Source organism: Oceanimonas doudoroffii, from assembly GCF_002242685.1.
Taxonomy (GTDB): Bacteria; Pseudomonadota; Gammaproteobacteria; order Enterobacterales; family Aeromonadaceae; genus Oceanimonas; species Oceanimonas doudoroffii.
Genome location: NZ_NBIM01000001.1, coordinates 322,485 through 340,662, shown reverse-complemented (window position 1 = coordinate 340,662; position 18,178 = coordinate 322,485). Strand labels below are relative to the sequence as shown.

Annotated in this window: 23 protein-coding genes; 14 read left to right on the top strand and 9 right to left on the bottom strand. The window is 62.5% G+C overall.

Annotated elements, in window-relative coordinates; all coding sequences use genetic code 11:
- Positions 1–63: 63 nt before the first annotated feature.
- The 7 genes from B6S08_RS01565 to ruvX all read left to right on the top strand — a co-directional run bounded on the left by B6S08_RS01565 (position 64) and on the right by ruvX (position 4,537).
- Positions 64–576 carry a SprT family zinc-dependent metalloprotease gene (locus B6S08_RS01565; RefSeq protein ID WP_094199033.1) on the top strand — a complete coding sequence of 171 codons (513 nt, stop codon included), beginning with the start codon at positions 64–66 and terminating at the stop codon, positions 574–576.
- Entirely contained in the window at positions 573–1,043 is a 471-nt protein-coding gene (locus B6S08_RS01560) for a peroxiredoxin (protein WP_094199032.1), read from the top strand. Before B6S08_RS01565 ends, B6S08_RS01560 begins: the two co-directional genes overlap by 4 nt.
- Before the next feature lie 106 nt (positions 1,044–1,149).
- A complete protein-coding gene (locus B6S08_RS01555; protein WP_094199031.1) occupies positions 1,150–1,854 on the top strand; it encodes an endonuclease in 705 nt (234 codons plus the stop codon).
- A complete protein-coding gene (gene rsmE / locus B6S08_RS01550) occupies positions 1,832–2,563 on the top strand; it encodes a 16S rRNA (uracil(1498)-N(3))-methyltransferase (RefSeq protein ID WP_094199030.1) in 732 nt (243 codons plus the stop codon). Before B6S08_RS01555 ends, rsmE begins: the two co-directional genes overlap by 23 nt.
- Positions 2,560–3,507 carry a glutathione synthase gene (gene gshB, locus B6S08_RS01545; RefSeq protein WP_094199029.1) on the top strand — a complete coding sequence of 316 codons (948 nt, stop codon included), beginning with the start codon at positions 2,560–2,562 and terminating at the stop codon, positions 3,505–3,507. The genes rsmE and gshB overlap by 4 nt, the downstream gene beginning before the upstream one ends.
- A gap of 62 nt (positions 3,508–3,569) precedes the next feature.
- The gene (locus tag B6S08_RS01540) at positions 3,570–4,124 is read left to right on the top strand and encodes a YqgE/AlgH family protein (RefSeq protein WP_094199028.1); all 555 of its coding nucleotides are present in this window, start codon (positions 3,570–3,572) and stop codon (positions 4,122–4,124) included.
- Positions 4,121–4,537 carry a Holliday junction resolvase RuvX gene (gene ruvX, locus B6S08_RS01535; RefSeq protein WP_094199027.1) on the top strand — a complete coding sequence of 139 codons (417 nt, stop codon included), beginning with the start codon at positions 4,121–4,123 and terminating at the stop codon, positions 4,535–4,537. Before B6S08_RS01540 ends, ruvX begins: the two co-directional genes overlap by 4 nt.
- 125 nt (positions 4,538–4,662) lie before the next feature.
- Here ruvX and B6S08_RS01530 read toward each other — a convergent pair whose 3' ends face one another.
- The 4 genes from B6S08_RS01530 to B6S08_RS01515 form a co-directional block, all read right to left on the bottom strand.
- Positions 4,663–5,247 (bottom strand): response regulator transcription factor, encoded by a 585-nt coding sequence (locus B6S08_RS01530; protein WP_094199026.1) that lies wholly within the window; start codon positions 5,245–5,247, stop codon positions 4,663–4,665.
- Positions 5,247–6,935, bottom strand: a complete 1,689-nt coding sequence (locus B6S08_RS01525; RefSeq protein WP_094199025.1) for a PhnD/SsuA/transferrin family substrate-binding protein — start codon at positions 6,933–6,935, stop codon at positions 5,247–5,249. The genes B6S08_RS01530 and B6S08_RS01525 overlap by 1 nt, the downstream gene beginning before the upstream one ends.
- Positions 6,936–7,097: 162 nt before the next feature.
- Positions 7,098–7,586, bottom strand: coding sequence for a prolyl-tRNA synthetase associated domain-containing protein (locus B6S08_RS01520; protein ID WP_094199024.1), 489 nt, complete (start codon positions 7,584–7,586; stop codon positions 7,098–7,100).
- A 6-nt stretch (positions 7,587–7,592) separates the two neighbouring features.
- Positions 7,593–7,895 carry a putative quinol monooxygenase gene (locus tag B6S08_RS01515; RefSeq protein ID WP_094199023.1) on the bottom strand — a complete coding sequence of 101 codons (303 nt, stop codon included), beginning with the start codon at positions 7,893–7,895 and terminating at the stop codon, positions 7,593–7,595.
- 74 nt (positions 7,896–7,969) lie between these two features.
- Here B6S08_RS01515 and B6S08_RS01510 point away from each other — a divergent pair, with 74 nt between their 5' ends.
- The 3 genes from B6S08_RS01510 to B6S08_RS01500 all read left to right on the top strand — a co-directional run bounded on the left by B6S08_RS01510 (position 7,970) and on the right by B6S08_RS01500 (position 10,502).
- Positions 7,970–8,371 carry a VOC family protein gene (locus tag B6S08_RS01510; protein WP_094199022.1) on the top strand — a complete coding sequence of 134 codons (402 nt, stop codon included), beginning with the start codon at positions 7,970–7,972 and terminating at the stop codon, positions 8,369–8,371.
- Positions 8,372–8,469: 98 nt separating this feature from the next.
- On the top strand, positions 8,470–9,510 hold the full coding sequence (locus tag B6S08_RS01505) for a 3-deoxy-7-phosphoheptulonate synthase (RefSeq protein ID WP_094199021.1): 1,041 nt from the start codon (positions 8,470–8,472) through the stop codon (positions 9,508–9,510).
- Positions 9,507–10,502 carry an LLM class flavin-dependent oxidoreductase gene (locus B6S08_RS01500; RefSeq protein WP_094199020.1) on the top strand — a complete coding sequence of 332 codons (996 nt, stop codon included), beginning with the start codon at positions 9,507–9,509 and terminating at the stop codon, positions 10,500–10,502. The genes B6S08_RS01505 and B6S08_RS01500 overlap by 4 nt, the downstream gene beginning before the upstream one ends.
- Positions 10,503–10,534: 32 nt before the next feature.
- Here the strand turns inward: B6S08_RS01500 and B6S08_RS01495 are convergent, their stop codons facing one another.
- Genes B6S08_RS01495 through B6S08_RS01485 form a run of 3 tightly spaced genes read right to left on the bottom strand, consistent with a single transcriptional unit; the run spans position 10,535 to position 13,098 of the window.
- Positions 10,535–11,305 (bottom strand): ATP-binding cassette domain-containing protein, encoded by a 771-nt coding sequence (locus B6S08_RS01495; RefSeq protein WP_094200503.1) that lies wholly within the window; start codon positions 11,303–11,305, stop codon positions 10,535–10,537.
- A complete protein-coding gene (gene btuC / locus B6S08_RS01490) occupies positions 11,292–12,317 on the bottom strand; it encodes a vitamin B12 ABC transporter permease BtuC (protein WP_094199019.1) in 1,026 nt (341 codons plus the stop codon). The genes B6S08_RS01495 and btuC overlap by 14 nt, the downstream gene beginning before the upstream one ends.
- Position 12,318: 1 nt before the next feature.
- On the bottom strand, positions 12,319–13,098 hold the full coding sequence (locus B6S08_RS01485; protein ID WP_094199018.1) for a TSUP family transporter: 780 nt from the start codon (positions 13,096–13,098) through the stop codon (positions 12,319–12,321).
- Positions 13,099–13,224: 126 nt separating this feature from the next.
- Between B6S08_RS01485 and msrA the strand changes: the two genes are divergently transcribed.
- Both msrA and msrB read left to right on the top strand, forming a co-directional pair.
- Entirely contained in the window at positions 13,225–13,839 is a 615-nt protein-coding gene (msrA, locus tag B6S08_RS01480; RefSeq protein ID WP_094199017.1) for a peptide-methionine (S)-S-oxide reductase MsrA, read from the top strand.
- Position 13,840: 1 nt separating this feature from the next.
- On the top strand, positions 13,841–14,311 hold the full coding sequence (gene msrB / locus B6S08_RS01475; RefSeq protein ID WP_094199016.1) for a peptide-methionine (R)-S-oxide reductase MsrB: 471 nt from the start codon (positions 13,841–13,843) through the stop codon (positions 14,309–14,311).
- Positions 14,312–14,314: 3 nt separating this feature from the next.
- Here msrB and B6S08_RS01470 read toward each other — a convergent pair whose 3' ends face one another.
- Positions 14,315–15,820 carry a RimK family protein gene (locus B6S08_RS01470; RefSeq protein WP_094199015.1) on the bottom strand — a complete coding sequence of 502 codons (1,506 nt, stop codon included), beginning with the start codon at positions 15,818–15,820 and terminating at the stop codon, positions 14,315–14,317.
- 138 nt (positions 15,821–15,958) lie between these two features.
- Between B6S08_RS01470 and B6S08_RS01465 the strand changes: the two genes are divergently transcribed.
- A complete protein-coding gene (locus B6S08_RS01465; protein ID WP_094199014.1) occupies positions 15,959–17,065 on the top strand; it encodes a GNAT family N-acetyltransferase/peptidase C39 family protein in 1,107 nt (368 codons plus the stop codon).
- A 194-nt stretch (positions 17,066–17,259) separates the two neighbouring features.
- On the top strand, positions 17,260–17,718 hold the full coding sequence (locus B6S08_RS01460) for a hypothetical protein (protein WP_094199013.1): 459 nt from the start codon (positions 17,260–17,262) through the stop codon (positions 17,716–17,718).
- Positions 17,719–17,763: 45 nt separating this feature from the next.
- On the opposite strand, the gene B6S08_RS01455 is transcribed toward B6S08_RS01460, so the two are convergent.
- Positions 17,764–18,105 carry a hypothetical protein gene (locus tag B6S08_RS01455; protein ID WP_094199012.1) on the bottom strand — a complete coding sequence of 114 codons (342 nt, stop codon included), beginning with the start codon at positions 18,103–18,105 and terminating at the stop codon, positions 17,764–17,766.
- Positions 18,106–18,178 lie beyond the last annotated feature (73 nt).

Here is an 18,178-nt window from a genome sequence, read left to right as displayed (position 1 = left end):
TTTACAGCGTGTCGGGGGAGCGGTTCCTTTGCCCGAGAATACGGTACTTACAACGACGTTTGCATGAAACTCGACGATTCCCTTTTTCAGCAAGTACAGAACCGGGTCAGCGAATGCTTGGCCCTGGCCGAACGCCACACAGGCCGGCCGTTTGACCCGCCGCTGGTGCGCTTTAACCAGCGCGGCCGCATTGCCGGCTCCGCCTGGACCGAACGCTGGGAGCTGCGCTTTAACCCGGTGCTGCTGGCCGACAATGCGCAGGATTTTCTGACCGAAATCGTGCCCCACGAGGTGGCCCACCTGGTAGCCTTTGCCCTGCATGGCCAAGTGCGCCCGCACGGGCGGGAGTGGCAAACCATCATGAGCGAGGTGTTCGGCCTTGAGCCCCGCACCCGGCACCGGCTCAATACCGAGAAGGTCGCCCCGGTTTTTCGCTATGATTGCGGTTGCCGAATCCATAAACTGAGCCTGCGCCGGCACAACAGCGTGCGGCGCGGTCAGAAACGATACCAGTGTCTGCACTGCGGCCAGCCACTGATGCCCATCAAACCGTCAGGAAAAAGGACAACCCCATGATCAAACCCGGTGACACCCTGCCCCAGCACGACTTCACCTTTATCACCGAAAGCGGCAAGGCCAACGCCGACACTCACAACCTGTTCGGCAACAAAAAGGCGGTGATCTTCGCCGTGCCCGGCGCCTTTACTCCGACCTGCTCCCAGGCCCATCTGCCGGGCTTTGTCGCACTGGAAGACGAATTCCAGACCAAGGGCGTGGAGCTGTTTTGCCTGTCGGTAAATGATGCCTTCGTGATGCACGCCTGGCAGCAAAGCCAGAACGCCGGCGCCATTACCATGCTCGCCGACGGCGACGGCGCCTTTACTCGCGCACTGGGGCTGGCCAAGGACACCGGTGCCTTTGGCGGCCTGCGCGCCCAGCGTTTTGCCCTGGTGGTGGACGATGGCGTGGTCACTCAAGTGTGCGTGGAAGCCCCCGGCCAGTTTGAAGTCTCTTCTGCCGAGGCCATGCTGCAGCTGGTGTGATATACAATGAGCGCGAAGCCTGCTTCGCGCTCCCATCCTTGCCCTTTTCCCCGCCCCGCCGCCGGTGGTAAGCTTGCGCGCACAAATACCAACATAACAATGAGTCGTGCGCTATTTTCTTCTGATCCTGAGCCTGTGCTCCTCGCTGGCTTATGGCGAAGCCTTGTCGTTTCGTCAGGCCAAAAAGGTGGCTCCGGGCATTTACACCGATCATCCGGTGAGCTTTTACTGTGGCTGCAACATACAAAAGCAGGGCAAAAAACTGGTGCCGGACCTGGCCGGCTGTGGTTACCGGGTGCGCAAGCAGGAAACCCGCGCCAGCCGCATTGAATGGGAACATGTGGTGCCCGCCTGGGAATTCGGCCACCAGCGCCAGTGCTGGCAGCAGGGCGGGCGCAAGAACTGTACTCGCAAGGACCAGGGATTCCGGCAAATGGAAGGGGACCTGCACAACCTGGTGCCGGCGGTGGGTGAGGTCAACGGCGATCGCTCCAATTACCGCTTTTCCGAGTGGAACGGTAAACCGGTACAATATGGCCGCTGCCAGATGCTGGTGGACTTCAAGGGCCGCAAGGTGCAGCCCCCTGCCGACAGTCGGGGCGCCATTGCCCGCACCTATCTGTATATGCAGCAACAATACAACCTGAAAATTGCCCGCCAGCAGCAGAAACTGTTTGAGGCCTGGAACCGGCAATACCCGGTCAGCCCCTGGGAGTGCGAGCGGGACAAACGCATCGGCCGCATTCAGGGCAACCACAATCCCTTTGTTCAGGAGCAGTGCAAAAACTATGCGTATACCCCGAATCCATGAGCCGAGTCCACTTGCCACCGGCCAGGAGCTGACCCTGTCCGAAGACGGCGCCAACCACGTGGGCCGGGTGCTGCGCATGCAGGCCGGCCAGGCTCTGGTGCTGTTCAACGGCAACGGCGGCCGGTACCAGGCCGAGATTATTGAAGCCGGCAAGAAAAACGTACGGGTGCGAGTGGGCGAATTCAGTGCCGATGAGGTGGAGTCTCCCCTGCACTTTCACCTGGGACAGGTGATGAGCCGGGGTGAAAAAATGGAGTTCACCATTCAGAAGTCGGTGGAGCTCGGGGTCAACGTCATCACCCCGCTGTTTTCCAGCCGTTGTGGTGTCAAACTCACCGGCGAACGCCTGGAGAAGAAGCTGCAGCAGTGGCAGAAAATCGCCATCGCCGCCTGCGAGCAGTGCGGTCGCAACCGCGTTCCCGAGATACGCCCGGCCATGGCCCTGGAGCAGTGGCTGGCGGAAGACACCAATGAGCTCAAGCTCAACCTGCATCCCCGTGCCGATTACAGCGTCAACACCCTGCCCCCCCCCGATGCCGGCGTACGCCTGCTGATCGGCCCCGAAGGTGGACTGTCGGACGAGGAAATTGCCACCGCTCAGGCCCGTGGCTTTCTTGATATACTGCTCGGACCGCGCGTACTGCGCACCGAAACCGCGGCGCTGACCGCCATTACCGCCCTGCAATGCCGATTTGGAGATCTTGCATGACCATTAAACTGGGAATCGTGATGGACCCCATTCAGTCCATCAATATCAAAAAAGACACCAGCTTCGCCATGCTGCTCGAAGCCCAGCGCCGGGGCTATGAGCTGTGGTATATGGAAATGGGCGATCTCAGCCTGCGCGACGGTGAAGCCTTTGGCCGCATGGCCCGGCTGACCGTGAAGGAAGATGCCGGCCAGTGGTTTACCCTGGCCGAGCCCGAACTGACTCCCCTGCACACCCTGGACGTGATCCTGATGCGCAAGGACCCGCCCTTTGACACCGAGTTCGTCTACGCCACCTACCTGCTGGAGCGGGCCGAAGACAAAGGGACACTGATCGTCAACAAGCCCCAGAGCCTGCGCGACGCCAACGAAAAGCTCTACACCGCCTGGTTTGCCGAGCACACGCCAAGCACCCTGGTGACCCGCCGTGCCGCCGATATTCGCGCCTTTCACGCCGAGCACAAGGACATCATTCTCAAGCCCCTGGACGGCATGGGCGGCGCCTCCATTTTTCGAGTAAAGGAAGACGATCCCAACCTGGGCGTTATCATCGAGACCCTTACCGAGCACGGCAGCCGCTACTGCATGGTGCAGACCTATCTGCCCGCCATCAAGGACGGTGACAAGCGCGTGCTGGTGGTGGACGGCGAGCCGGTACCCTACTGCCTGGCACGCATTCCGCAGGGCGGAGAAACCCGGGGCAACCTGGCCGCCGGCGGCCGAGGCGAAGCCCGCCCCTTAAGCGACAGCGACCGCCGCATTGCCGAGGCCCTGGGCCCGGTGCTCAAGGCCAAGGGACTGATTTTTGTCGGCCTCGACATCATCGGCGACCGCCTCACCGAGGTAAACGTCACCAGCCCGACCTGCGTGCGCGAGATCGAGGCGGCCTTTGACGTCAACATCACCGGCATGCTGATGGACGCCATTGAAAAGCGGCTATCCTGACAGTAACACTCACGGCGCCACCGTCGCTGCCGGCGGCGGCCCGCTACTCATATCGAGACAACATGGAATCACTGGAACATCATTTTCTGATCGCCATGCCCAGCCTCAAGGATCCCTTCTTTGCCGGCTCCGTGACCTATATCTGTGAGCATAACGAGGAAGGTGCCATGGGGCTGGTGATCAACATTCCGGTCGACATGCCCCTGCACGAGCTGCTGCATCAGTTGGAGCTGGAGCCCGACGATGTGCCCGGAATGGATCAGCCGGTGCTGCAGGGCGGCCCGGTATCCGCCGACCGGGGGTTTGTACTGCACACCCCGATGGAAGGCTTTGGCTCCAGCCGGCGGCTTTCCGACAGCCTGATGATCACCACCTCCCGCGATGTGCTTGAAACCCTGGGCACCGATGCGGCGCCTGAGCAGTATCTGGTAGCCCTGGGCTACGCCGGCTGGACCCCGGGCCAGCTGGAGCAGGAGCTGGTGGAAAACAGCTGGCTGACGGTACCCGCCGACAACAGCCTGATCTTCGATACTCCCCTGGGTCAGCGCTGGCATCAGGCCATTGGTCGGCTCGGCATCGACTCCCGACAGCTGTCATCCCAGGTGGGTCACGCATGAGCCGTACCCTGCTGGGCTTTGACTATGGCCTGAAAAGCATTGGCGTGGCGGTCGGCCAGGAGCTGACCGCCAGCGCCCGTCCTTTGCGCGCCCTCAAGGCCAACGATGGCGTCCCAAACTGGGATCAGATTGAGCAGCTGCTCAAGGAGTGGCAGCCAAGCCTGCTGGTGGTGGGGCTGCCGCTCAATATGGACGGCACCGAGCAGGACATCAGCCGCCGCGCCCGCAAGTTCGCCAACCGGCTTCATGGCCGCTTTGGCCTGCCTGTGGAATTGCAGGACGAGCGCCTGACCACCACGGATGCCCGCGCCCGGCTGTTTGAAGCCGGCGGCTACAAGGCCCTGGGCAAGGATGCGGTAGACGCGGTCTCGGCCCAGCTGATCCTCGAATCCTGGATGGAAGCCCACCCGTGAAGGGTGACAAGTAGGTTGGAATGAGCAGCGCGAATTCCAACATTTCCGCAGCCGCCTGAGTGTTGGGATTCGCTGCGCTCATCACAACCTACGGCCCTACGTCTTACTTTTCACTTCTGACGTCCTTACCCCTGATACAGCTGCCAGCAGTGCAGCAGCTCGGCCATATTGGCCGCTTCCAGCTTGGTCATGGCCGAGGCCCTGTGCACCTCCACGGTGCGCACCGCCACGCACAACTGTTCCGCAATGGCCTTGTTGGTCAGCCCCTGAGCGACCAGGGTCACCACCTCGTGTTCCCGGGCCGACAGCCTGGCCACCCGTCGTCGGGCGTCGGCCTGCTGTCCCAACGCCTGGGCCTGTTGCCAGGCCCGCGTCAGCACCTCTGCCAGCCGGCGGGCATCCACCGGCTTTTCCAGAAAATCCACGGCGCCCAGCTTCATGGCTTCCACCGCCTGGGGCACGTCACCGTGGCCGGTAAGCAGGATCACCGCCACCGGGCATTGCCGGCGGTCCAGCTCCGCCAGCACCTCCAGCCCGTCCAGCTCCGGCATGGCCAGATCCAGCAACAGCACCGCCTCGGCATCACCATCGAACTCTTGCAGAAACCGGGCCGGCTCGGACCAGCCTCGACTGTCATGACCCATGGCCTTGAGCAGAAAGGCATTGGCAGCCAACACCTTGGGATCATCGTCAAGCAGGTAAATGTGCATCAGTCATCCTCGGGCAAAAACAGTGTGGCACGTGTGCCGTCTTTTACATTGGCCAGGGTCAACCTGCCTCCCAGCCGGCGCGCCAGCCGGTAGCTTACCATCAGGCCAATGCCCATGCCGTGCACCCGGCTGGCGGGCAGGGTATGACCCAGTGCCTCGATCACCGCCGGCGACACACCGCCGGCATCGTCTGCCACCGTCAGCGTCCAGCCGTCGTCACCGGACACGGCGGTGAGCACCAGCCGCCCACCCCGACCCCGGCGCTCAAAAGCATCCAGGCTGTTGCCCAGCAGGTTGGCCAGGATCTGCTCCACCGCCGGGCGCACACTGAGCAACTCGCCGGCGCCGGCATTCAGGCTCAGGCGCACCCCGGCGGCCTGGGCCCGGGGAGTGATTCTGTCGGCCAGCTCCCTGCACAGCATATCGGGGGCAAAGGCCAGTGGCCCCGGCAGCGGCTGGCTGGCCCACTGGCGAAAACGGCGAATAATATCGGCCCCTCGCTCGGTTTCACTAACGATATGATTGAACACCTCACGGCTGTTTTCCTCTGTGGTCATCAGCTCGCCGGCCTGGGCGTAGGCCTGAATGGCCGACAGCGGCTGGTTCAGCTCATGGGCCAGGCCGGTGGCCATTTCACCCAGCAGGGTGGCCTGACGCGCCCGCACCAGTTCCAGCTCCCGGCTCTGAATAAGGCCATGCAGCCGATCGCGCTCGTCGGTGCGCTTGAGCAGCAGTCGAGTAACACGAACATGGTGCAGGGCAATGGTGAGCAGCACCAGCATCAACCCTGCCAGCCATTGCCAATAGTCCAGCAGCACGGTGCGCAACTGTCGTAGCGGCGGGGACTCTTCCGGTCCCAGACGCCAGTCTTGCAGCAGTCGCTCCACTTCATCCAGGCGAATGGGCGCCCCCCACAAGGCGCGCCCGTCCTGTTTCATGGCCAGCAGGACCTGGGTAATGTTCCGTAGCAGGGTCTCGTCATTGATGCCGGCGGCGGCAAAACTCCAGCCCGGATAGAGCGGCGTGGAGCGGGCGCAGGGGGTGTCGGCCTGCAGCATGAGCACACGAAAGTCCTGTCGGGCCACCAGGCCTTCCTCCATCATTTGCTCCAGGGTACAAGCGGGTACCATGACGGCGTCCAGGGCCCCGTCACGCAGCAGGTAGATCAGGGCATCCACCGGGTAGCCGCGAAACTGCAGGTCCAGGCTGGCCGGGGTCACGCCCTGGCGGCGCAGCTGCTCCGCCACCAACAGGTAGCCGCCAAAGGCCTGTTCATGCACCGCCCCCACACGCCGGCCCGCCAGCTGATGGGCCGCGGTAATGTCGCCGTCGGCGCGCACCAGCAGGGTGGCCGCCACGCTTTCCCGAGCCGAGCCAAAACGGGGATCCCGGTACGACGCCAGCCAGTTCAGCCCCTGGTTGCGGTTGAGCACATAATGGGCCGGATTGGTGACCACAAAGTCGAGCCGCCCCTCGGCCAGGGCCGCATCCAGCTGCTGCTGGGTCAGGTAGGCACCGTCGAAATGATGGGCCGGCAACGCCCGGTTGAGATCGTCGAGCACTCCGTGCCACTCCCCCCTGGCCTGGGCCTCGCCCCGGTAGGCAAGAAACCCGATTTGGTAGTCGCCGGCCATGGCCGGCAGCACCGTCAGCAGCCACCAGGGCAGCCACCGCAAAGGCCATAACATGGGCTCACTCCTTTTTATGCCATTGTGCGCGCAACACCAGTATGAACGAGCATGAGCACCGGGCGCCAAAACGGCCAGTGTACACCCAAGCGACGCGGGGCGCCGAGCACCGGCAGGATAAAGCGAGGGGAAAGCAGGCGGGGCATGGCCGCCCCGCCGGGATCAGCCCAGGGAAGGCACCGCCAGCCAGCGGGGAGCATGGCCAGTTTTTTCGGTAAAGCGCAGCAAATCGGTCCGGCTCAGCAGCACGGTGGCGGTATTGCGCAGCGGATGGCAGTGAAAGTCGTCGCCGTCCCGCAACGTTTCATCCAGCCACAACTCTACCTGTTGCTGCGAATCGTTGACCAGCGCCAGCACCGACACATGGCCCGGCGCCACCCCCAGGTAGCGCTCCAGGCGTTCGGCCGAGGCAAAGCCCAGCCGCGACCAGCCCAGCTGGCGCGACAGCGCCTTGAGATCTACCTGCTTGTCGTGCCGTGTCAGCAGCAGGGCATGACGCTTGCCGTAGTTGTCCCGCAGAAACAGGTTTTTCAGCCGGGTACCGGGCCGGTCCACCAGCAGGCGGTCGGCATCATCACAGGTGTGCAGCGGCGGGTGCTCAATCAGCGGCGGCGTGATGTGCCAGTCCGCCAGCCGGGCCATGATGTCCATAAGGAATTAACGCGCCGGGTTCACCGCCAGCACGTCGGCGCGGATCACCGACTGCTCGGCGATCAGCTCGTTGACCACGGCACGGCTGGCCTGGTAGTGGGGCGTTTCCTTGTGGGCGGCCAGGGCGGCTTCGTCCTGGTAGATTTCATAGAGCCAGAACAGCTCGGGATCGGCTCTGTCCTGCAGCACGTCAAAGGTGTGGCAACCGGGCTCGTCGCGCACGGAGGCGGCGGCATTGGGCAGCATGGCGTCGAGAAAAGCCTGGGTGGTGCCGGGCTTGAGCTTGGTTTTGACAATAATTGAATACATTGTAAACTCCAATTGTTTATGTAATTTCAACAAATAGTACACAAATATCAGAATGAGTGCCAAGGAGCCCAGCAATGGAAAGACCCGGTCGTTTTAACGGCATGCGCCATATCGCCTTTACCATGCCCAATCTGGAGGAATGCGTCCAGTTCTACACCGAGATCATGGGCATGGAGATCCTCAACCGCGCCAGCGACAATCTGGTGTATTTGACCTGCGGCAATGACAACCTGTCGCTGGGCCGCGCCGATTTGCCCGCCAGCGGGGTGCAGGGCATGGATCACTTCGGTTTTATCGTCGACAGCAAGGAAGAGCTGGATCAATGGTTTCAGTACTTCAAGGCCAAGGGCGTGACCCTGCTGGATCAGCCCCATGATCACCGTGACGGCGCCCGCAGCTTTCACATCACCGATCCCGCCGGCAACGTCATTCAGCCCATCTACCATCCGGCCATCTCCGGACAGCGTTTCAGTTAATCCCAGAAAACTTGAAGGCCGTGGTTTTCCCTGCCACGGCTTTTGGTTATGTTAGGGACATTGTGCTGCTGCACCTCATTCTTTCAAGCAGGCTGTTCATGTCCCACTCTACAGACGAACTGAGAAGTCGCCGGCTGGCGTCACTGACCACTCCTCATCAACTTGCCGAGCGTTATCCGCTCACCGACACCATGGCCGAAACGGTGCTGACCGCCCGTAGCGAAATTGAAGCCATTCTCTCCGGTGACAGTCATCGGCTGCTGGTGATCATCGGGCCCTGCTCCATTCACGACCCGCAAGCCGCCCTGGCCTATGCCGAACGGCTGGCGCCGTTGAAGGCCCGCTACGCCGACAAGCTGTGCATTGTGATGCGCACCTATTTTGAAAAGCCGCGCACCATAGTGGGCTGGAAAGGCCTGATCAACGACCCGCACCTGGACGGCAGCTTTGACATCAACACCGGCCTGGCCCTGGCGCGCAAGTTGCTGGGCGACATCAATGCCCTGGGGCTGCCTACCGCCACCGAGTTTCTGGATATGGTGACCGGCCAGTATATTGCCGATATGATCAGCTGGGGCGCCATTGGCGCACGCACCACCGAAAGCCAGATCCATCGGGAAATGGCCTCGGCGCTGTCCTGCCCGGTGGGCTTCAAGAACGGTACCGACGGCAATATTCAGATTGCCCTGGACGCGGTGCGCGCCGCCGCCCATGGCCATATTTTCTGCTCCCCCGACAAGGACGGACAGATGACCATCTACCAGACCGACGGCAACCCCTATGGCCATGTGATTTTACGCGGCGGCAAGACCCCCAACTACGACGCTCAAAGCATTGAGCAGGCCGCCGCCGGCTTGCATGCCGTGGGCCTGTCGACTCGGCTGGTGGTGGATCTGAGCCATGGCAACAGCCAGAAACAGCACCAGCGCCAGCTGGCGGTGGCCGACGACATCGCCCGCCAGCTCGAGGGTGGCAGCCGCTTTATTGCCGGGGTCATGATCGAGAGCTTTATTGAGCCCGGCCGTCAGGATGTGGAAGGTGGCAAGGTGCCGGTGTTTGGTCAAAGCATTACCGACGCCTGCCTGGGCTGGCAGGACAGCGAGCAAGTGCTTGAACGACTGTATAGAGCGGTGCCATGAGCCTGTTATCTCAAGTCAAACTGTCCCTGCTCGATCTGGTGCACATTCGCGCCGGTCACGATGCGGCCGATGCCCTCAGCAATTCCGTTGCCCTCGCCCGCCATGTAGAAGCCCTTGGCTTTGAGCGATTCTGGCTGGCCGAGCACCACAACCTGGATGGCATCGCCAGCTCGGCCACCGCCGTACTGGTGGGTCACATTGCCGGCCAGACCCAGCGCATTCGCGTGGGCTCCGGCGGCATTATGCTGCCCAACCACCCGCCCCTGGTGGTGGCCGAGCAGTTTGGCACCCTGGCCACCCTGTATCCGAATCGCATCGACTTGGGTCTGGGCCGGGCTCCGGGCACGGATCCCGAGACCATGCGCGCCCTGCGCCGACGGCCGGAAGACGGTGAAGACTTTCCCGAGCAGGTGCAACAGCTGCAGCAGTTACTGGCCCCGGCACGCCATGGCCAGAAACTGATGGCCATTCCCGGCGCGGGCACCGAGGTGCCCATCTGGCTGCTGGGCTCCAGCCTGTTCAGTGCGCAGCTCGCCGCCCGGCTGGGCCTGCCCTTTGCCTTTGCTTCTCACTTCGCACCGCGCATGCTGTTTGAGGCGAGTCGACTTTATCAGGAGCAGTTTCAGCCTTCGGCGGTGCTCGACGCCCCCTACCTGATGCTGGGACTGCCGGTGATCATGGCCGATAGCGACCGCGAGGCCGAGTTTCTCGCTACCACCGCCCAGCAAAAGGTACTGTCGCTGCTGCGCAACCAGGCGCGCCTGCTGAGCCCGCCGGTAGAGAACATGGACCAGCACTGGTTGCCCCACGAACGCCGGGGCGTGGAAGACTTTCTTGGCGCCGCCGCCATCGGCGGCCCGACACGCGTGGCGGCCCGGCTTGAAAGTCTGCTGGCGCGTACCGGTGCTCAAGAAGTGATGGCGGTCACGGATATCTTCGATCAGCAGGCCCGCCACCACAGCCTGTCGCTGCTGGCCGGTCTGCAAGGCTGAGCCGATTTGACGGGGCGGGACTTAATCCGCCCCTATTGCCGATTTTCGGTTTCACCACTGTCTGGCAACAACAGTCGCCGACCGTCCTGCTCCAGCAGCGTGACCCTCACCTCAAACACCTCGGCCACCAGCTCGGGGGTCAGCACCTCAGGGCCGCCCCGGGCCGCCAGCCGGCCACGATGCAAACACCAGATATCATCGCCGAACTGGGCCGCCAGGTTGATGTCGTGAATGGAGGCCACCACCGTCAGGCCGAGCCCGGCATAGTGACGCAACAGCCGCAGGGTAGCGAGCTGATGCTGCCAGTCCAGCCCCGCCAGGGGCTCGTCCAGCAGCAGCAGACGTGCATCGGGATTAAGCGCAGGTGACACCTGCAGCAGGGTTTTGGCAATCAGCAAGCGCTGCTGCTCGCCGCCGGACAGCGCCGACAATGGCCGGGCATAGAGGCGGTCCAGCTTCAGAAAGCCACTTAACACCGCCATCTGCTCACAGGCGGCCTCGGTCACCTCTCCGCCGGGCACGCCCAGGGCCAGCAATTCATAGCCCTTGAGTCCGGCGGGCAGCACCGAATGCTGCACCAGCATGGCCCGCAGATGGGCCAGCTCTGCCAGCTCCAGATGATCCAGCAGGGCACCGTCCAGCTCAACCTGGCCTTCAGCCTCGAGCAGCCCGGCCGCCGCCAGCAACAGGCTCGACTTGCCGCTGCCGTTGGGGCCCACCAGCAGGGTCAGCCGGCCGGCCTCAAGGGTACCGCTGACCGGCCCCACCCGCTCATTCACACCGAGGGCATCAAGCGTCAGCATGGCGTTTCACCAGTAACCACACGAACACCGGCGCCCCCAGGGTGGCGGTCACGGCGCCGATGGGCAGCTCCCCGGTTATCAGGGTTTGCCGCGCCAGCAAATCCGCCAGCACCAGCAGGGCGGCGCCGGCCAGGGCCGAGGCCGGCAGCAGGAAATACTGACGACCGCCCACCAGCAACCGCAGCAGGTGGGGCACCACCAGGCCCATAAAGCCAATCACCCCGGCCATGGCCACGCTGAAGGCGGTCAGCAGGCACACCGCCAGCACCAGCCGGGGTCGCAGGCGCTGGGCATCCAGGCCCAGCAAGCGGGCCTGTTGTTCGCCCAGGGCCAGCAGATCCAGCCGGCGGCCCTGGCGTACCAGCCACAGCAACGCCAGCACCGCCGGCAGCCACCAGCCCCAGGACAGGCGCTGGCCATAGCCCAGGCTGCCCATCATCCAGAACAGAAAGGTACGCAGCGAAGCGTCGTCGGCCAGATACAGCAGCCAGGTCAGTATGGCGTTAGCAAAAATACCCACCGCCACGCCAAACAACAGCAGGGCCCCCTGCCCCAGCCGGCGCCGGGCCAGCAGCATCAGCAGCACAGTAATCACCAGGGCACCGGCAAAGGCCGCCAGCGACACGCCCCAGTGAGGCAGGTTCCAGCCCAGCCAGCCCGCCAGAGACAGGGTCAGTACCGCCGCCAGGCTGGCGCCGCTGGAAATGCCAATCAGCCCGGGCTCCGCCAACGGGTTGTGCAGCAGCACCTGCAGCACGGCACCGCACAGCGCCAGGCTGGCTCCCACCAGCACAGCCAGCAGGGTGCGTGGCAGCCGCAATTGCCAGAACACCTGCTGCTCCAGGCTGGACACCGGCCGCCACAGCACCTCCAGCCCCACGCCCACGGCCCCGGACTGCAGGCTGAGCAGCACCGCCGCCGCCAACACCAGGCTCAGTGCCAGCAACCAGCGCCGGTAACGTTGGCGCTGGTCGGCCAGCAGGCCGCTGAGTGCCGCCGCCTTATCGCTCACCTCAGCCCACCCAGCCAAACCACTGGGGATATTGCTGCCACAGCAGTCGCGCCGACATGACCAGCGACACCGTCACCAGCATGGGGCGAATAATGCGGGTACCCCGGGTAACCACCATTTTGGAGCCCAGCCTGGCCCCCATAAACTGCCCCGCGGCCATGGCCAGGCCGGCAATCCAGACCACCTGGCCGCCCAGCATGAAAAACAGCAGAGAGGCAATATTGGAAGTGAAGTTCAGCAGCTTGGTATGGGCCGTGGCCTTGCCCATGCTGTAGCCGGCCAGGGCAATAAAGCCCAGGGCAAAAAAGGAACCGGTGCCGGGGCCAAAAAAACCGTCGTAAAAGCCGACGCCGGTACCCACCAACAGGGCAAAGGGAATGATCCCCAGCCGACGTTGACGATCTTCATCCCCCACCCGCGGGGAAAACAGAAAATACAGGGCAAAGGCCGCCAGCAAAAACGGCAGTACCTTTTCCAGCACGGAAGCGTCAATCTGCTGTACCAGCAGGGTGCCCAGCATGCTGCCGACAAAGGTACAGGCCACCGCCCACCTCATGTTGCGCCAGTCAATCAGCCCCCGGCGCAGGTAATAAAGGGATGCCGAAAAGGAGCCGAAGCAGCTTTGCAGTTTATTGGTGGCGAGCGCCATGGTGGGCGGCATGCCGGTGGCCAGCAGGGCCGGCACCGTAATGAGGCCGCCACCGCCGGCAATGGCGTCGATAAAGCCGGCCAGCAGGGCCGCCAGCGCCAGCAGTCCCAGGGTCAGCAGATCCAGTTCCATAATTTTCCGGGGTTCAAAACAAGAAAGGTGCCAAGATTAACAGGATGCGCCGCAAGGCAACAGCAAGCCTTGCTCCGACCTTCGTCTATGGTAACGTAGGCCGGACTTTTTAAGGAGGAACACCGCATGAGCGATGAGGTACTGGGGCTGTTGCCCAACGACTTTCCCGATATCGACGACGGCGCCTTTCGCCAGACCGGCGAACGCACCCTGGTGCTGGCCGGAGGCTGCTTCTGGTGCACCGAGGCGGTGTATCGCCAGCTTGAGGGCGTAATCGCAGTGACCTCGGGCTACGCCGGCGGCGACGCCGACACCGCCAATTACCAGGCGGTGTGCACCGGCACCACCCGCCATGCCGAAGCCATTCAAATCACCTATGACAGCGACCGTATCGGCCCGGCCACCCTGCTGAAGGTGTTTTTCGGCATTGCCCACGATCCCACCCAGCTCAATCGCCAGGGTCACGACACCGGCACCCAGTACCGCTCGGCGGTGTTCTGGCAAAACGAGCAGGAACGCACCCTGGTGGAGCGCTACATTGACCTGCTGGAGCAGGCTGGCGCCTTTAAACAGCCCATCGTCACCACCCTGGAGCCGCTGGACGTTTTCTATCCGGCCGAAACCCATCATCAGGACTACGCCGCCAAACACCCGGATCAGCCCTATATTGCCGCCGTGGCCCGGCCCAAGGTGGCCAAGGTGCAGCACTACTACAAGCATCAGCTGAAAAAGGATATCTGACATGGCCCAGACTCCCAGCCCCTATGATCTCTCCCCGCCCGACGAGGCCAGGCTGCAGACCCTGGCCGACGCGCTGAGCCCGGACGAGCGCCGCATTCTGCTCAACCAGGGCACAGAGCCGCCCTTTTGCGGCGGCCTGCTCGATAACCACGAAGACGGCTGTTATGTATGCCGGCTGTGTGCCCTGCCGCTGTTTTCTTCTGCCTGCAAGTTCGAGTCTGGCTCCGGCTGGCCGAGCTTTTATGCCCCCTATCACCCGGACCACATTCGCGAGCTGGCAGACATGAGCCATGGCATGCGCCGGGTGGAGATCCGCTGTGCCCGCTGCGACGGCCACCTGGGCCATGTATTTCCCGATGGCCCGCCGCCCACCGGGCTGCGCTATTGCCTGAACTCCGCTTCCATGCAGTTTTGCCACGATGACGAGCCCAAGCCGGATCCGCTCAAACGGGGCGAAACCGGCTTTCTGTAAGCATTAACGGCCGTCGCGTCGTCCCTTTTTGGCGGCGACGGCCTCCCTGCCCTTTTCAAACCGCCGCACGAAATCTTCTATGACCATGTCGTAGAGCCGATCTTTCAGAAACACGTCTTCCACCCCGTGATCGATATTGGGGTTGTCGTTCACCTCAATGACCGCAACCCGGCCCTTGCCTTCCTTGATATCCACCCCGTACAGACCATCGCCGATGGGTTTGACCGCCTTGAGCGCGGCGTTAATCACCGCCGAGGGCGCCTCATGGGTTGGCAGGGTGACAAAGCCGCCGGAGTCCGCCTCCTTGCCGTCGTTGTGGCGGTAAATCTGCCAGTGCCCCTTCACCATGAAATATTTACAGGCAAAGATGGGCTGATGATTGAGCACACCGATGCGCCAGTCGAACTCGGTGAAAAAATACTCCTGGGCCAGTACCAGGGCCGAGGCATTGCGCAGCTTGCTCAGGGTCTCGACCAGCTGCGCCTTGTCGGCCACCTTGTACACGCCCCGGGAAAACGCGCCATCGGGTATTTTCAGCACCAGCGGATAGCCCAGTTCGGTTTCCAGCCAGTCGGCGGCGTCTTTCTGTTTGGGATTCACCATTAAGGTTTTTGGGGTCGGCACGCCGTTTTTGGCAAAGCTTTCCGCCAGAAAAATCTTGTTGGCACAACGCAGAATGGCGGTGGGCGAGTCGATCACCACCAGGCCCTCGTGCTCGGCCTTCTGGGCGAAGCGAAAGGTATGGTGGTCAATGGCGGTGGTTTCGCGAATAAACAGGCCGTCGTACTCGGCCAGCCGCTGGTAGTCCTTGCGGGTAATGGTTTCCACGTTTACCCCGGCCCGCTCGCCGGCGCGTACAAAGCGTTTCAGCGCCCCCGCATCCGACGGCGGCAGCGCCTCATTCGGGTTGACCAGCATGGCCAGATCGTAACGGTAGCGTTTGGCGGATTTGGGCTGCCGCCAGATGATGCGGGAATAGCGATCCAGGGCATTGGCAAACAGGTCTTCTTCCTGCTCCGCCAGCTCCCGGGGCGACAACGGCGCCAGGCCGGTCAACTCCCAGCGACTGCGGCGCCTGAAGGTCAGCTCCAGCACCGGACAGGGCAGGCGTTCGAACAGCTCCCGGCACAGGCTTTCAAGCCCGGGCACTGCACACTGGCCAAAGCAGCTTTTGACTTTCACCTTCGCGCCCGCCTCAAGATCACCAACATGCGCATCCAGCGCCTCGGACACGCCGTCAAAGCCAAAGGCAAACAGCCCCTTGTTGCGCAGATTATTCAGGGTGGACACCGACGGGATCACATGCTGGCCCCGGGCTTCCGCCAGCAGCGAGCAATAATAGCCGTTGGACAGGTACTTGCCGGTGCGGCACAGGTTGATCACTCGAGTGCGGGGCGCGTTCTTGACCGGCGGCTGCTTGAGGTAGGTCTCGAAGTCCACCAGGTTTTCACTGGGAAAATAGGGCGCCCAGGCGCTGAGTTCATCCACTACCAGAACAAGTTGGGTCATGTAGAAATCCGTTTAATAAAAAGCGAGCCTTGTGCATCACTCTATGTATAAAGCCCGCCGGATACACTGAAATTTTCTCGCCGACCGATCAAATTTATCGTATGTTGAACCACCCTCACCTTGCTTTCGGGTGCCTTGATGTCCGCGCCTGTTGTTCGCCCCGCCCTGCGTTCCGATCTCGATGTCCTGCTGGCCCTGGAACACCGTTGCTTTGATCAGGACAGGATCAGCCGGCGCAGTTTTCTGCGCTTTACCGAGCACCCTCAGGATGTGCTGCTGGTGGCCGAACAGAATGATGCCCTGCTGGGCTATGTGCTGGTGCTGTTTCGCCGCAATACCCAGCTGGCGCGCATCTATTCCATCGCGGTCTCCCCCGATGCCCGCGGCCTGGGGCTGGGCCGGACCCTGCTCGAACAGGCCGAGGCCAGTGCCCGGCAGCAGGGGGCGGTGTTCATGCGCCTGGAAGTGCGCACCGACAACATCGCCGCCCAGAACCTGTACCAGCAACTGGGCTATCGCCAGTTCGGCATTTATCACGATTACTACGAAGACCATGAGAGCGCCCTGCGCTATCAGAAGCGCATTCATCACTACCACCCCCTGGCCGGCAGCCGAACCGTGCCCTACTACCGCCAGACCACGGAGTTTACCTGCGGCCCCGCCTCGCTGATGATGGCGCTTTCCGCCCTGGATGCCACGCACCATACCCAGCCCGACGAAGAGCTGCAGTTGTGGCGCGAGGCCACCACCATTTTCATGACCCAGGGGCATGGGGGCTGCGGTCCCCACGGCCTGGCGCTGGCGGCCCACCGGCGCGGCTTTGCGGTGGAGCTGGTGCTCAATCAGGACGGCCCGCTGTTTATCAACAGTGTGCGCAGCCCTGACAAGAAAGTGGTGCTGGAGCGGGTACATCGGCAGTTTCTCGCCAACCTTGCCCAGGCCGGCATTGTGCCCCGTCATGAGCACTTCACCCTGGAGCAGCTGGAACAGGGGCTGAGTCAGGGCCGGTTGCCGCTGGTGCTGATCAGCACCTATCACCTGGACGGACGCAAGGCGCCGCACTGGGTACTGGTGTGCGCCATGGACCGGGAGTTTGTCTATATTCACGACCCCGACATCGACGAGGCGACGGGGGAGAGCCCGGTGGACAAACAGTACCTGCCCATTGCCCGCTCCCGCTTCGATCGCCTGGCCCGTTACGGCCAGCATGGCCTGCGCACCCTGGTATGGGTGGCCAAACCCTGAGCATGGGTCAGGAGTTGTCGGTCAGCTTTGGTCGCCCCACTTTCAGAAAAAAAACGAAATAACCCATATAAAACAGCATGTTAATGTAAAATTAAATTCAAATGATACCGTACTGTGCCCGCTGAGTCCCTCTTCCCAAAGCCAAAAAAGGCAGTATATTTCCCGGCAATGACAAACCGCTGAGTGAGACAGCCATGTTTAAAAAGACCCTTGCAATTCTGATGCTGCCGATGCTGTTCGGCATTCAGTCGGCCATGGCCGGTGAAACCCTCAACACCATTCTCGGCGGCGGCGCCGGCGGTGCCGCCGGTGCCCTGCTCGGCAAACAGATGGGCGGCGACACCGGCGCCCTGGTGGGTGCGGCCCTGGGTGGTGCCGCCGGTGGTGCGGCCACCGCCAACCGTGGCAACAAGAACGAGGCCGCCATTGGTGGTGCCGTGGGTGCCCTGGGTGGTGCCGCCCTTGGCAAGAACCTGGCCGGCGACGGCGGCCAGCTGATCGGCGCCGGTGTGGGTGGTGCCGCCGGCTCCGCCATCGGCGCCAAAACCGGAGATGGGCACAAAAAAGAAGTGCATCACCACCACTACCACGGCAAGAAAAAATATTACAAGCGCAAGCACCGCCGCGACTGGGACGATGACGACGACGATTGAGTTCCAGCGCAATGAAAAAGGCAGCCGATGGCTGCCTTTTTTGTATCAGTGGCGTGGATGATGACGCAGTTTCAGGTAAATAAGCCCGGCGCCCATCAAGGTACCCAGGGGAAAGGACGGCAGTTGCACCGCCACCAGCACCCAGAACGGCCACTGCCGGCGCATGCCCTCCACTGACAGATAGCCCAGCCAGGCCCGGCGACACAACCACAGCCAGGCGGCGCAAATCAGCAGCAGAAACGGCCACAGCCAGGGGCCGGCCTGACTTCCTGCCTGAGCGCTATTCTGCAAAGTCAGCCAGGCGCCCGCCAGCAGCAACACCGGGATCAATATCGCCTGTATGCTAATAATGATTTTCGCCAGGGTATCGGCGCTATGGGTTTTCATGTCTTTTTCCTGTCATGTGGTTGTTATCAAACTGCCATGATGACGCAGCAGTATTCGGGGTGCAAAATTCCTA